This window comes from Providencia sp., from assembly GCF_052096715.1.
In the GTDB taxonomy this organism is placed as follows: Bacteria; Pseudomonadota; Gammaproteobacteria; order Enterobacterales; family Enterobacteriaceae; genus Providencia.
In genome coordinates, this window is the sequence record NZ_JBQDNB010000032.1 from 38,558 (window position 1) to 50,774 (window position 12,217).

At 42.3% G+C, this 12,217-nt stretch carries 14 protein-coding genes and 3 pseudogenes; 7 read left to right on the forward strand and 10 right to left on the reverse strand.

Features of this window, described 5'->3' with window-relative positions; translation table 11 throughout:
• Positions 1–2: 2 nt before the first annotated feature.
• Both ACTH6U_RS18545 and ACTH6U_RS18550 read left to right on the forward strand, forming a co-directional pair.
• Positions 3–464: a hypothetical protein gene (locus ACTH6U_RS18545; RefSeq protein ID WP_264634234.1), complete on the forward strand. Its 462-nt coding sequence runs from the start codon at positions 3–5 to the stop codon at positions 462–464.
• 20 nt (positions 465–484) lie between these two features.
• Positions 485–964 carry a hypothetical protein gene (locus ACTH6U_RS18550; protein ID WP_264634235.1) on the forward strand — a complete coding sequence of 160 codons (480 nt, stop codon included), beginning with the start codon at positions 485–487 and terminating at the stop codon, positions 962–964.
• Between the two features lie 19 nt (positions 965–983).
• Here the strand turns inward: ACTH6U_RS18550 and ACTH6U_RS18555 are convergent, their stop codons facing one another.
• The 10 genes and pseudogenes from ACTH6U_RS18555 to ACTH6U_RS18600 form a co-directional block, all read right to left on the reverse strand.
• The gene (locus ACTH6U_RS18555) at positions 984–3,008 is read right to left on the reverse strand and encodes a lytic transglycosylase domain-containing protein (RefSeq protein WP_441832872.1); all 2,025 of its coding nucleotides are present in this window, start codon (positions 3,006–3,008) and stop codon (positions 984–986) included.
• A complete protein-coding gene (locus ACTH6U_RS18560) occupies positions 3,008–4,402 on the reverse strand; it encodes a phage DNA ejection protein (RefSeq protein WP_441832873.1) in 1,395 nt (464 codons plus the stop codon). Before ACTH6U_RS18560 ends, ACTH6U_RS18555 begins: the two co-directional genes overlap by 1 nt.
• The gene (locus tag ACTH6U_RS18565; RefSeq protein ID WP_441832874.1) at positions 4,402–5,100 is read right to left on the reverse strand and encodes a DNA transfer protein; all 699 of its coding nucleotides are present in this window, start codon (positions 5,098–5,100) and stop codon (positions 4,402–4,404) included. The genes ACTH6U_RS18560 and ACTH6U_RS18565 overlap by 1 nt, the downstream gene beginning before the upstream one ends.
• Before the next feature lie 11 nt (positions 5,101–5,111).
• Entirely contained in the window at positions 5,112–5,561 is a 450-nt protein-coding gene (locus tag ACTH6U_RS18570) for a DUF2824 family protein (protein WP_441832875.1), read from the reverse strand.
• A gap of 7 nt (positions 5,562–5,568) precedes the next feature.
• A complete protein-coding gene (locus ACTH6U_RS18575; protein WP_441832876.1) occupies positions 5,569–6,300 on the reverse strand; it encodes a phage tail protein in 732 nt (243 codons plus the stop codon).
• Positions 6,300–7,322: pseudogene (locus ACTH6U_RS18580) on the reverse strand (packaged DNA stabilization protein); the annotation flags it as partial. The gene ACTH6U_RS18575 and the pseudogene ACTH6U_RS18580, both read right to left, overlap by 1 nt.
• 438 nt (positions 7,323–7,760) lie before the next feature.
• Positions 7,761–8,093 (reverse strand): annotated as a pseudogene (locus tag ACTH6U_RS18585) (packaged DNA stabilization protein); the annotation flags it as partial.
• Positions 8,065–8,319 carry a packaged DNA stabilization gp4 family protein gene (locus tag ACTH6U_RS18590; protein ID WP_441832881.1) on the reverse strand — a complete coding sequence of 85 codons (255 nt, stop codon included), beginning with the start codon at positions 8,317–8,319 and terminating at the stop codon, positions 8,065–8,067. The pseudogene ACTH6U_RS18585 and the gene ACTH6U_RS18590, both read right to left, overlap by 29 nt.
• A pseudogene (locus ACTH6U_RS18595) lies at positions 8,304–9,308 on the reverse strand (P22 phage major capsid protein family protein); the annotation flags it as partial. The pseudogene ACTH6U_RS18595 and the gene ACTH6U_RS18590, both read right to left, overlap by 16 nt.
• A complete protein-coding gene (locus tag ACTH6U_RS18600; protein WP_166696202.1) occupies positions 9,308–10,222 on the reverse strand; it encodes a scaffolding protein in 915 nt (304 codons plus the stop codon). The pseudogene ACTH6U_RS18595 and the gene ACTH6U_RS18600, both read right to left, overlap by 1 nt.
• A 154-nt stretch (positions 10,223–10,376) precedes the next feature.
• Here ACTH6U_RS18600 and ACTH6U_RS18605 point away from each other — a divergent pair, with 154 nt between their 5' ends.
• From ACTH6U_RS18605 to ACTH6U_RS18625, 5 genes are all read left to right on the forward strand, one after another.
• Positions 10,377–10,562, forward strand: coding sequence for a hypothetical protein (locus tag ACTH6U_RS18605; RefSeq protein ID WP_441830240.1), 186 nt, complete (start codon positions 10,377–10,379; stop codon positions 10,560–10,562).
• 167 nt (positions 10,563–10,729) lie between these two features.
• Complete coding sequence (locus ACTH6U_RS18610) at positions 10,730–11,011, forward strand: hypothetical protein (protein ID WP_441832877.1); 282 nt, start codon at positions 10,730–10,732, stop codon at positions 11,009–11,011.
• Positions 11,011–11,526 carry a hypothetical protein gene (locus tag ACTH6U_RS18615; RefSeq protein ID WP_441832878.1) on the forward strand — a complete coding sequence of 172 codons (516 nt, stop codon included), beginning with the start codon at positions 11,011–11,013 and terminating at the stop codon, positions 11,524–11,526. Before ACTH6U_RS18610 ends, ACTH6U_RS18615 begins: the two co-directional genes overlap by 1 nt.
• On the forward strand, positions 11,526–11,756 hold the full coding sequence (locus ACTH6U_RS18620) for a hypothetical protein (protein ID WP_441832879.1): 231 nt from the start codon (positions 11,526–11,528) through the stop codon (positions 11,754–11,756). The genes ACTH6U_RS18615 and ACTH6U_RS18620 overlap by 1 nt, the downstream gene beginning before the upstream one ends.
• Positions 11,757–11,824: 68 nt before the next feature.
• Positions 11,825–12,217: DNA cytosine methyltransferase (locus tag ACTH6U_RS18625; protein ID WP_441832880.1), on the forward strand; the 393-nt coding region annotated here is incomplete at its 3' end.

Consider the following 12,217-nt stretch of genomic DNA (forward strand, 5'->3'; position numbering starts at 1 on the left):
TCATGAGCGGTGGAGCGGCAGGTAAAATTTATAGCGACTTAAAATCACTAGTAAAAAAGGTGCTAAAAATTAGTGTCGCGACAATTGCTTTAATTATAATTTCCAGCGCCTCATATTATATCTATGAAGAATATAGATTATCTTCAGCTGAGGAAGATATTATCAGTAAAGCAATGCCTTTTGTTGAAACACATAACCCTATATTATTTTATCGCAATGAGTTTGGTGTTGAGAGAAATATGTATGTATGGCCTATAAACGATACAGACAGTCATGTAGTCATTAAGATAGATAATAAATATGCAGTGTATTATTCAGACTTCTCATCTGCCGGAGTGATCAGGTTCAATAGAAAGGCTGGTGATATATGCTCATATGCAGCAGCTATTGTTGATAATAACACCATAGTTTCTATTGAGTGCAATAACGACATTTACTTCAAAAAATTAGTAAATAGTAAATAAATTATTTATACGAGGTGATGGTGAAAAAACTACTTATTTTTATTCCTTTCCTGCTTGCTGGTTGCGTTGCGAAAGTAAGCGACTATCAAGCTAGCTGTGAAAAGCAATATCCAAAACTTAGTGATATGGCTCAATGCCTTGATTCTAGCCTTCAAAAAGATGACAGGATGTCATCATCTCCGATTCCTAAAATGTATGCTTTAGCTGCAAAAGTTTTAGGTCACGCAGTTGATGACGGAAAGATATCTGATGCTCAAGCTAGATTTGAACTGCAAAAGTTATATGTAGATATTCAAAATAGAGAGCAAACAGATCAATTAGCTAGAAACCAAATATTTCAACAGTCTCTATTGAATTATCAGGCTTTCCAAACTCTACAAACAATTAACAATAAAGCCGCTCAGCAACCTGCTTATGCTCCACCTATTCAGCAGCATGGTAATATTTCAACTAATTGCTATAAACTTGGTAATAATGTTCAATGCAATAGCTCGTACTAAAAGAAGGGCAATAGCCCTTCTATCTATTCATCACTTCAGCTCTTTCGCCTTGCAAAATAGGTTCAATGGCTACTCTAATTTGCTCCATTAAACGATCTCCAGCAGTACTGCCTTTTGGTGTACTTGCTAATCTAAGCATAAAGTTTCTTACTTTAGGGCTTTCATATACCCTAGCCAGTGCCCCATAAGAACCAAATGCAGCAGTTCCTATTCCTCCAGTTCCAATAAAATCAGTCGCTACTCCAGCAGGAATTCCAACCTGAAGTATTTCTTGCCCTGTTGGCGTTACAGCTCCAGCTCTGGATGCTCTGCGTGTTGAATCCAAATATCTTGTTAAGCCATTTAGATATTGCCTCTCATCACCTCTAAAGAAAATTCCTGTTTGCTCGCCCATTCTGTTAATGGCATTCAAAAATTTATCAGGACTTCCACCAGATGTTTCATATGCCTTTCCTATAACAGCTGATCTTGCTGCTTGCCGCCCTTGATTATCTAAAGATTGATATAGCCTAGCAACCTCACTTCTTTTTTTACTAAAAAGTAAATTATTAACAACTTCTGGGGTCAATTCACCTTTGTTTAATACGTTTTTAAGTCTGGTATTATTTACGCTCATAGCTTCACGAGCATAAACTTGATTTGCTTGCTGGTACCGCCTGGCGACTTCATTTCCTAACGTATCCCTAACTGAAGAGTCTATGTCATCAGTCATGCTTCTATAAATCCTATTAACTGATGCTTCTGACTGAGTTGGCCATACGGTGCGTTCACCTCTGATATCTTGCCTAAATTGAGTTCTTAGGTCTCTAAGATGTTGAAAATCAGCCCCGTTCGCTACCTCATTCCTATATCTTTGTAAGTGATTTATTGTGGCCTGATCCGCCACCTCACCAAGCCTTCCAAGATTAGCAATTTCTCTATCCATGGCTGTTAGTGTTCGATTTGTTTGGATATTTCCAACTGCGGCCATATCTTGAGTAACAACATTAAGCCTGTTTCCAGCAGCTTCTCTAATATAGCCGCCAGAACCAGATTTTCTCATCAAGCTATTTATAATTTCGTTTGGATTTGCCTCTCCATAACGTTGCGAAAACTCGCGTAATAGACTTGATCTAACATCCTGCTGGGCACGTCTAGGCGCACCAGTTCCAGTCACAGGTATTTTCTCACCAAGCGCCTGCGCAGACCTTCCAGTAAAAGTATTAGGTTGAACAACATCTGTTGTCATTAGCGGGGCATTATTTCTTTCAGCGAATTCTACCGCCTCTCTTGCTTCTGGAGCCATGCTCCCCTTGATACCTCTGTAGCTAGCACCTGCAAGGTTGAACAATCCTCTAGTGGCGGCACTTAGAGCAGTTGCGGTTCCAAGCTCTTGCCCAAGATCGCCCCGTCCATTCTTACTTGCATTTTCAGCCATGACACCGACAACGTTCTCAGAAAGCATTCTTGCTGCTTTTTCTGTTAATGCAGCACCTCTTGGCGCAACACCAGACGGGTTAACCAAAAATGGTAAAGCCTGAGCAAAAACTTTCCCCTCATCTGTTTGTGGTTGTATTTCTTCTGGCAATGAAAAACGTGATGATGGGGTATATGTCCCATCACCAATACCAGCTTTTTCACCAGCCCATGCACCAGCTGAAACAAAAGCATCGCCAATATCCGCAGGTATGTTAGCTAAGTTAATCCCTGCTTGAGCAGTTGCCTTGCCAGTTTCCAAAATACCCTCAGCTATGTTTTCAAGCACTCCGTTATCTTGACTTTCGTTCTGTCGTGCTTTTTGTGCGTCATGGTATGCTAATATTTCGTCAGTTGGGATGCCTAAGTTAGACATTTGATCTGGTGATAATTGAGATGTTTGATTTCTTACCTGAGGCCTCACTAGTGGGTATGCTGTATAAAATTGAGCTCTTGCATTATCAACATCATTACCTACCTTTGGGGCAACCTGTTCATTAAAATATTGTTCTTGCGCTGCTGCTTTCTGTTCATTAGATAATGATTGGTATTGAGGTGACGAGATCACTTCTTTCCATGGTTTAGCCATTAGTCACCCCATAAATTAGAATAGTTTCCGCTTTGCTCAGGCTGATGCGTCATTGATTGGTTTGATGTAGGCTGATTGTTCGGTTGTATAGCGCCCCCCACACTGACGTTATATTGACTGTTATAATTGTCCGTATATTGCTGAATTTCTTGAATCGACTGCTGGATAGCCTCAGGACTTGAATAATCAACCTGCGGCATACCTTGGAAATACATTTTAGCTTCAGCAACTGTATTTATTCCGCTTGCTCCCATATCTCTTGCTGCTGCAATACCTTGATTTTGCATTCTACCTTGTATTCTTTGTGCTGCCATATACAGCTGTCGTTGGTCAGCTCCATTCCATCTGCTACGATAATCAGCCCCTAGCGCAGGATTTCCAGCGCCACCAGACACACCTGTCATAAAATCAAGATCACTAGCGCTAGCGTTAGATATAGAGTCCATATCTTTTTTCATTGCATAATTTGTTGCATTTGCTGATGAGCTTGCTGGAGCTGCTATAGCATTAGCAGGAACCCGAACTGTATTGCCGCTATCATCTACTCCTTCGTAAAAAGCATTCGCTCCAGACCCATGTAACTTACCACTTACCTGAACTGTTCTTCCATCAGACAACTGAACCCGTCTAGTGTCATTATCCCCACCTTTAGACATTGATCTTTGCATTGTCATATCCTGACCTCTACGAGCTGTTGAGGCTGACATATCTTGACCTCGTCTAGTTGTAGCCGCTCCTATGTCTTGCCCTCTCCTAGCTGTCTCTGCTCCGATATCCTGCCCTCTAATAGTGACACCTCGATTAGCGTCATTATTTACCTTATTAAGAAACAACTCAGGACTACCCTCTGCCGACATACCTAACGCCATTGCGTACTCTCTGGCAGCATTTGGATCGTCTTTTGCCATGCTTAGAGCAACTTGTGGGTCAAAACCATATTGACGCATTTTATCAGCGTTTTTCCTGACAAAATCATCTGGCTTACCACTGACTACGGCGGCGTTGTAACCAAGAGCTAAGTCACTGATGGATTTTCGAACATCAGCATTAATACCTTCCATGCCTTTGCCTATCTGCGCTTCCATTTCTGGATACTCAGCAAATAAGCCTTTCATAGTATCAGTATCATTACTTGCCATAGCCTGACCCCACTTACCTTGAAACTCAGCGAGGCGCTCTTTTTGTTTTTCCTGATCCATAACTTGAGCTACGCCAGATAAACCAGCCAATCCCTGCAACCCCCAGTTATTTGCGCCGGAGCGTTGCAAGTCATTATTTTCGCGGATAAGTCCAAGAGTTGGATTGATATCTCTTGCTTGAGGTGCGTTACTGTTTACTTGCCCGATACCACCAAGAAAACCACCACTATTAGTATTCTGGTTCCATGTCGCCATTAGAATAAACCTCCCAACAGTCCAACTCCTGCACCTATACCAGCCCCCCACGGTGTTGAGGTTCCAAGTAACGTAGCTAAACCACCACCCATCATGGCACCACCTGCCGCACCACTGATCGCATTTTGAAATCCTGATGGTCTGTTAGCATTAGCCGCCGCAAGTGCCGCACTTTGCTGTGACAACTGCCCAGCGTTATTTGCATAATTTTGACCAGCGTTGGCCTGACCTTGAAGCGCACCAAGACCGATATTTGCAAGGTTGTTATAGTTGTTCATTTGACCACCCAACCAGTTTTCACCCAGCATAGGGGCTATCGATGCAAGGCTATTGCTTGTCGCTGTTGAACCTAATCCGCCCATTGCTTCAGCGCCTGCTAGGTTTTGGTAGCGAGCCTGATTTGCATAATCATTAAACTGTTGTGAATTGTAATAACCGTTCAGTGCTTGCGCTTGGCCTTCTGGTGATGCAAGGTTTTGCAGCTTGTTAATATACTGGCCAGCAAGAGGGGTAAATGGATCTAACCCATTCATAACTCGTTCAAATTGTTGATTTTGTAAATCTGCGGCATATTTAGTGGCTTGAGCCTGAGCACCCGAACCACCATCACCACCGCCACCTTTACCGCCTTTTTCAAGGAATAGAGGTTCTTCACCATGCAGTTTTCTGCCTAGTGCAAAAATATTTCCGATAGCCATTATTAACTCCGTTATTTGCTGATGAACTCGGCTAATTCTTCGCGAGTTGCTGAATAGAAAGTGACGTCATCAACGCCTTTGAAATACTTCTTGATAGTGCCTACCCGATTAAGGCCAATCATGGCGCAATAGATTTGACCATGCCGAAACTTACGAGCAGCGAACGAGGTAACACATTGAACATGAGTTGTTGAAAGGATGAATTTCCAGAACGCTAGGCCAATATCTTTACTGAATCCCCTTGCTTCCGGTAAATACATTGCGTGACAATCAAAAGTCATCGGCTGTACTTCTTCGTAATACACGATGCCACCAAAATTACCATGCACATTAACTTCAAAATATTTCTGGTTGGCACTGTAATCGAAACCATCACCGTTATTACTTCCAGCAACAATGTCTTTGTGATTGCCGACCCCTTCAATTAAATCAATATTACGAGTTGGCTTGAATGTGATCATGATTACCTCAATCGATTAATCCATGCGAACGCGCCATATCTTCCAGCGCCTTGAGTGATTTACGAGTTTCCGTTAGCGCATCAGAAATTGCCTTCATCTCAGATTGTGAGTAAGCAGCTCCTACACTGTAAGTTTGATTAGCATCGAAGCCAGACTTTAAAGCCGTACCAGTGGAAGCCGTGAAGCCAGTAATGCGAGCGCCGATCACCTTAACACCATCGACAGAGTACGAATCTTTGACAGAAATAGGCGATGCTAAAATTTGCGTAGTTTCACGACTCAATGAGACGTAATCAGCGTCAATCTCAGCCACCTTTTCCGTTAGGTAGTCAATGTCACTCTCTGCTGTCGTTAATCGTGTCTCGTGGTCGTCAAGCCGCATTTCTGCATCATTAAGCCTTATCTCATGCTCAACTATTTTCTCTTCTGCTGCGGTGATTCGTGTTTCGTGGTTCGCGAGTTGCGCGGTGTGCTCAACAAGTGTTTCTTCAGCATCTTTTAATCGCGTTTCGTGGTCATCAAGTATCAAGTCCTGTTCGTCATTGCGTAGTTGAGCTTGATAGGCTTCGTTACCTGCATCATTTGCGCGGCCTGCAACCTTTTTTAAATCCTCCGAACCTCTAAGAACGATGTCACGATAAACAGGATTAAAGTTAGTAGGTAAAATATCAGGGGAAATATAAGAGCCTTGAACTTCTACGGGAACGGATAGTGGACTGTCTCTTTCTTCAGTTGCCATCACTCAACCCTCATAGACAAGTCACTTAGCGTTACAGGTGACTTAGTGATAACTCTTACCTTAAAGCCGATATTCTTTCTCACCCTGCCGACACGACGCCATAAAATACGACGGTCATATTGAAACGGCGCGTTTTGTTCAATCATTTGCTCACGACCAAAGTTAATGCCGTCGGTAGTGGCAGATAAAAATAAACGGTCAGCGATTTGAGCGACGCCTGTTGATGCTTCGAGTTCTAAATCAAATACTCGTGCATTATCCGCTTTCACCATTGGTGTATGGAGAATGTGTTCGGCTTGCTGGTCATACTGCGAGGACTTATCGAAAGCTAACTTACCGACTAGACCAGACTTTTTGTCGCCAACGGTTATCTGATTATCTTCATACATGAAGTCGATAGCGCGATAGGGTTCGTCATATAGACCAGTTTTCAACACGCACCATTGCGGATATTGCTGACTACCTGCCGCGTCAAAACATAATGTATGTCGTGGTAAGTGAATGATTGCCAGCTCGTGACCATCAAACTTAACTGCCTCCATAACGGAGCCTGATAGCTCATCAGCGGTATAAGTCCGGATAATCTTATCAATGCTTGCTGTGGATATCGGGCTAGCCGTACCAGAACCTAAAACATAAACAGATGGTGCGCCATTGGCAGGGTTACTAATAAATGCAAATGAATCACCAAACTTACACTTAGCATCAAGACCAGCTATTCCCATTTGCACCATGTAAGACGGCTGCATAGAGTAGATAGGCTGAGTCGCATCAGTCGAGCCAGTTAATGTGAAATATTCAATTGTCGATGCGCCAAAACAGATGACCATATCACGCCATGAGCCAAGAGCTATAATTCCGTCAGGCTGAGATTCCGCTGTATAGAATGGACGATACCTATCAGGCTTTGATTCATCTTCAATGTCAGTCACGCCAAATCTAGCGCCGCCTTTTTGCAGCCAGATATAACGCCCACGATTACGGGCAACATCAACCACGTCACCTAAATCATACTGAGGATATTTATTAACCACCTCTAACACTTCCTGAGTCATTACAAATTCAGTCGTATCAGTGGGCTTGACGGTGTTGTCAGGAATGGTTTTGTTGTAATTGAACTTATATTCAATGGTTAACTTACCGTCGGTGCGCTTCAATCCTTTGACGACAATGTCAGTTAAATATGGCTTCTCAGTTTCCGGTTTATCCTGCGATATTTTAGAATCAAATTGATACTCGGATATCGTTATCACTTCACCAGAAACGCCATCTGATGCTTTAGGTGTTATCTTCAGTGTTAATGACCCGTCGATATCATCTTTAGTCAGCGATACGAAATCATCATTACCAGCTTTATGAGTCCATTTTTTAACGTCACGAGTGTAACCTTCTTTAACCACTTCCTCTTCAGGCCAGTTCGTTAACTCTTTAACTTCACCGTCATAACGATAGAGTTTCAGTTTACCGCCAAATGCCACGGCTTGACTCACGTCAGAATGAGCAAGAGCTACCCTATCTTTTCCCTGCACATCACCGATAGCATTTACACCTTGATACAGCTTGCCACCACATACACGATAAGCTGTACCATTTTTAGTGTTGAATTGAACACCACGAGATAATCCTGCTACATCTTGACGCTTTTCTAATGCAGGGAATGAGCGTAGATAGCCAGCTGCATTCAATACTTCTTTCGGTGTTGCTAACATATTGACGGGTAGACCATCAATATAATCCGCTGTATTCGGGTCTTTGCGTAAACCTCTAGCAAGAGGGATCTGTATCCTTGGCATGTGGTTTACTCCTGTGGAAGAATCGCTGTCCGGTCATCGTAGCTAGTCGATTACCTGAACCAACAGGAAAGCCGTTCGGATAATGTGATCTGGCTTCTTTTGCGCGTTTCAATGCACAACTACGCATTAATCTTTCTTTGCCATAACGTGCAGTTGTAATAACTTTATCTAGTGGGATAATTTGATAATCAGGTGCGATGCGAGTAGCTAGGTTGTAGATAATGATGTATTAACGTTGGCGTATGCGCGCTCTTCTGGTTTAAGTGCGGCATCATCAAGTGCAATTGGTTTAGGCATGATGGTCAGGTTGTTACCATCAACACCAACTACCGCAAACGTAGCATCTTGAGTTAGCAGGTCTTTCGCCATTTGAGAGATAAACTTAACGCCAGCAAAGCTGATTTTATCGCCGCGCTTAAATGCTGACCCATCACTAACCTTTATAACGGCAGTGCGGTTATCAACGTTTTCCTGATTTCCATCAGCATCTAATTTCCACGCTTGCGGCTTGAACTTCTGAGCGCCGTCAACCGTTACGCCAGTAGCTGTAGCTGCTAGCATAGTCGGTAACTTAGGTGATCGAAGCACATCATTAAATCCAGCGACTTGCTTTTGAATAGTGCCTGACTTGTATGCCTCCTCTGGGATGCGACCATACATGTCTTTTCCTGCTAAATTCATTCCGGCTTTTTTGTAGTCGTCAGCATTAAAGAAGTAGCTTAATCCTTGACTACGATTTAACTCACGAGAGAAGATTAGCGCCTCAGCATCAGACATCATATCCCACGCTTTATTATCAGCAGATACATGATCAACATCAGTAACAATCAATGATGCTGTTTCTGCTGCTTGCTTCGCAATAGAGGTTTCTACATTGTTCGCCAACTTTAAACCAGACGCTTTGATACGACGACGTAATGAGGTTTCATCACGAGTATCATCAGCACGTAAGCCAAAGAAGTCATTATCAGGAACGCCTAGATTACATTTAACTGACAACTCAATAATACCTGTTGCTTTGCCTGTTAAGTCCCAGCCCGGCTGAGTCGGTGCTTCTTGCTCTACTGGCATCCAGACAGTATTTTGTGAGCGCTGCATATCACCAGCAGGTGGGGTATATTTACCTACACGCTGAGCCATAGGGCAGTTATTTTCGATAGTGTTTACTACTTCATCCACCATATAGGTGATGATTTGACCTTCACTTAAAGACATTATTTTATTCCTTGTAATTTAGCCTTGATGGCGCGGTACTTCTGAACGTCACCTTTATTTGCTGCATCATCCATTTGCTTTTGCAATGCTGCGACATTAGCCGCTGAAACATCGCCGCTTAATGGCTCGTCAGCAGGTGGTGCAGATGATCGCTGTGTACCGCGAGGCTTGAGAGTTAAACGGTCAGCTAATCGAGTTATTTCGATAGTGGCCTGTACTGAGTTTTTGCTAAACAATTCACGCGCTTTCTCTGGGTTTGCGCCTAGGTAGTAAATGATAGCGGCTGATTTATCAGGGAAATTCTGTGCAATTGCCTCATACACACCCTGCGGCATAACTTGCAGCGCTGAATCTTCTTTCTCCTGATAGTCCGGTAGATTGAGTTTTTCAGCCGCATCATAGTGAGCAGTGATTGCTTTAGCGATTTGCTGGCCTTGCTGCGTATACTCCTGAGTTTTACGACCCTGATCGGCTACTGCCTTGCTTCTAGCGTCAAGGGCACTGTTCTGCCACTGTAATAAATCAGCTTGAAACGCCGCATTAGCTCGGTGAGTGTCATACCCGTATTTCTCTAATGACTCATCAGATAAGTAACTATCTATGTTCGGCATTGCTGGGAGCTCGGGGTTGACGCGCAAGTGCTCTGGAAGCTCGCCATTTTCAATTGCTGTTACTTGCTGCTCAATTTCACGCTGACGTTTACGAGCGATCCGCTTTGCTGCTTGAACTGCGTTATTACTTGGCTTGCCTTCCAGTGTTGGCTCATCGTCTTTCAGTACAACGTCGAAGCCTTCTTCTTGCCCTACGTTACCGTTGGCATTATCGATAACTAAGCTATCTGCGGATGCCGCCGCCTGATCGCCGGACAGGACTAATTCTTCAGATTGATTCTGAATTTCGGTGGTTGTGCTCATGATATTTAACTCTCTTACATGGTTTGAGGATTATTCTCGACGTTATTGTCGGAAGGAATGTTTTGTTGTTGCTGCTGGGATATCCCCTTCTAACCCTACCTCTATGTGATTTAACTAAAGGATATATTTGCAAGGATGCAAACAGGAGATAGATATGACTATTGAACAGTTACAAGAAGAAAATGAAAAGTTGAAAGAAGTGCTTTTTGCTGGAGCTTTCTTAATGCTTAAGGCAGTTCATAAATATGATTTCGGCGCTGGAATGGAAGAGCAAGCCAATGAGTTTATGAGGGATGCAGAGGAATTGGTCGGCAGGAAGCTACCTAAATTTGCAGATTAATTTAACTCGCAGGGATGCAATGAATAAAAAAAGCCGACACAGGGAGCATCGGCGAGGACTACAAAAATAATTAGAAAGTTCAAATTAACTATAGATTATAAATTAAAAATAGTTATGAATTATTTTAATCCTAGCGATTAAATAGATGCAATGAAGAGGAGTGAATAATGGCAATAGTTCAGTTTTACATAGCTGACAGTAAAGACGAAAACCCATCAGAAATTACTAATAACCTCCGTTACGAATTACCAGATGATCATAACTTCAGTGCAGATGATGACCTTGAGCCATGCATTGAGGAATGCGCAGAATATTATCACCATGACTGTGACGGATGGGAGAGTGGATTTCCATGTATATTTATGCTCTGGATTGATGATGAATACTTAGGAATATTTGAAGTTAATCGTGAATTTGAACCAACATTTTCAGCTAAAAAGGTGGAATGATGAAAGACAGAATCAAGTTTAACGATGCAATGTTAGCCGCTGTCATGGATGGCAGAAAAACGCAGACACGCAGACCGATTGAGCCACAACCAAAAGTAACCGAGGAGGAGTTGCGCAAACTTGGTGCATGGCAAGATGATTATTCACTATCAGAGCAAGTTTGCGCGGCATGGCGGCATGGGTTTATTGATGTTGATTGCCCATATGGTGAGATTGGTGACATCATCAACTTTGCAGACAAAGACGGAAATATCAAAGGGAAAATTGAGATTACTGATGTTTGGTTGCAGCAGATTCAAGAAATATCACCTAGCGATGCGATAGCTGAAGGAATAAAAGCTGGTCGTTATGGAAATGAAGGCAACTGGTTAGTGGGATTTTATATTCCAAACAGCAATCAGCCATATATAACCGCAAAAAATGCATACAAAGAATTATGGTCATCGATATATGGCATTGGCAGTTGGAGAAATAACGAATGGTCGTGGGTTATTGAATTTAAAAAGGTGGAGTAATGGATAAATCAAGGCAGCAATTTGAAGAGTGGCGCAGTAAGAATAAATCATCAACGATAAATCTATTCGATGTATGGAAAGCATCACGCGAGAGTTCAATTAATAACTTGGAGCCTGTTGGTTATATTGATAATGCTGAATTTAGTGAACTTCGATCTAGTCGAGTTTGTTATTTATATAAAGACAGTATCGATAAAATTAATATTCCACTCTACCGCCTAGATAAATAACCATTCAAATAATCGGATATGTATTGCTCATGCTAATACAGGATTCTGCACATCTATAGGAAACCAAAATGATATATTTAAGTCTGTTCAACGGTATATCCGCTGGGCGATTGGCATTGTCTCGTGCTGGAATTAATTTCGATAAATATTACATCGCTGAAATAGATAAATTCGCCAATAAAGTATCTGAGTTTCATTATCCAGATAATATCCAGTTAGGTGATGTTAATAATTGGCGTGAATGGGATATTGACTGGTCAAGCGTAGGGTTAGTTACAGCAGGCTTCCCATGTCAAAGTTGGTCTTTAGCAGGTAAGCAGTTAGGCGATAAAGACGAACGAGGGAAATTATTCTGGGTGACACTAGACATAATGAGCCATGTTCTTGATAAAAACCCACGCGCTAAATTCATGCTTGAAAATGTGAAAATGAAAAAGGAGTTTGAGGAATATATTACGCTT

Bases quoted from the DNA above. Each gene is read 5' to 3' on its own strand.
- ACTH6U_RS18565 (WP_441832874.1), bottom strand. From the start codon at position 5,100: ATGGCTATCGGAAATATTTTTGCACTAGGCAGAAAACTGCATGGTGAA.
- ACTH6U_RS18545 (WP_264634234.1), top strand. From the start codon at position 3: ATGAGCGGTGGAGCGGCAGGTAAAATTTATAGCGACTTAAAATCACTA.
- ACTH6U_RS18610 (WP_441832877.1), top strand. From the start codon at position 10,730: ATGGCAATAGTTCAGTTTTACATAGCTGACAGTAAAGACGAAAACCCA.
- ACTH6U_RS18555 (WP_441832872.1), bottom strand. From the start codon at position 3,008: ATGGCTAAACCATGGAAAGAAGTGATCTCGTCACCTCAATACCAATCA.
- ACTH6U_RS18570 (WP_441832875.1), bottom strand. From the start codon at position 5,561: ATGATCACATTCAAGCCAACTCGTAATATTGATTTAATTGAAGGGGTC.
- ACTH6U_RS18605 (WP_441830240.1), top strand. From the start codon at position 10,377: ATGACTATTGAACAGTTACAAGAAGAAAATGAAAAGTTGAAAGAAGTG.
- ACTH6U_RS18620 (WP_441832879.1), top strand. From the start codon at position 11,526: ATGGATAAATCAAGGCAGCAATTTGAAGAGTGGCGCAGTAAGAATAAA.
- ACTH6U_RS18560 (WP_441832873.1), bottom strand. From the start codon at position 4,402: ATGGCGACATGGAACCAGAATACTAATAGTGGTGGTTTTCTTGGTGGT.
- ACTH6U_RS18615 (WP_441832878.1), top strand. From the start codon at position 11,011: ATGAAAGACAGAATCAAGTTTAACGATGCAATGTTAGCCGCTGTCATG.
- ACTH6U_RS18575 (WP_441832876.1), bottom strand. From the start codon at position 6,300: ATGGCAACTGAAGAAAGAGACAGTCCACTATCCGTTCCCGTAGAAGTT.
- ACTH6U_RS18600 (WP_166696202.1), bottom strand. From the start codon at position 10,222: ATGAGCACAACCACCGAAATTCAGAATCAATCTGAAGAATTAGTCCTG.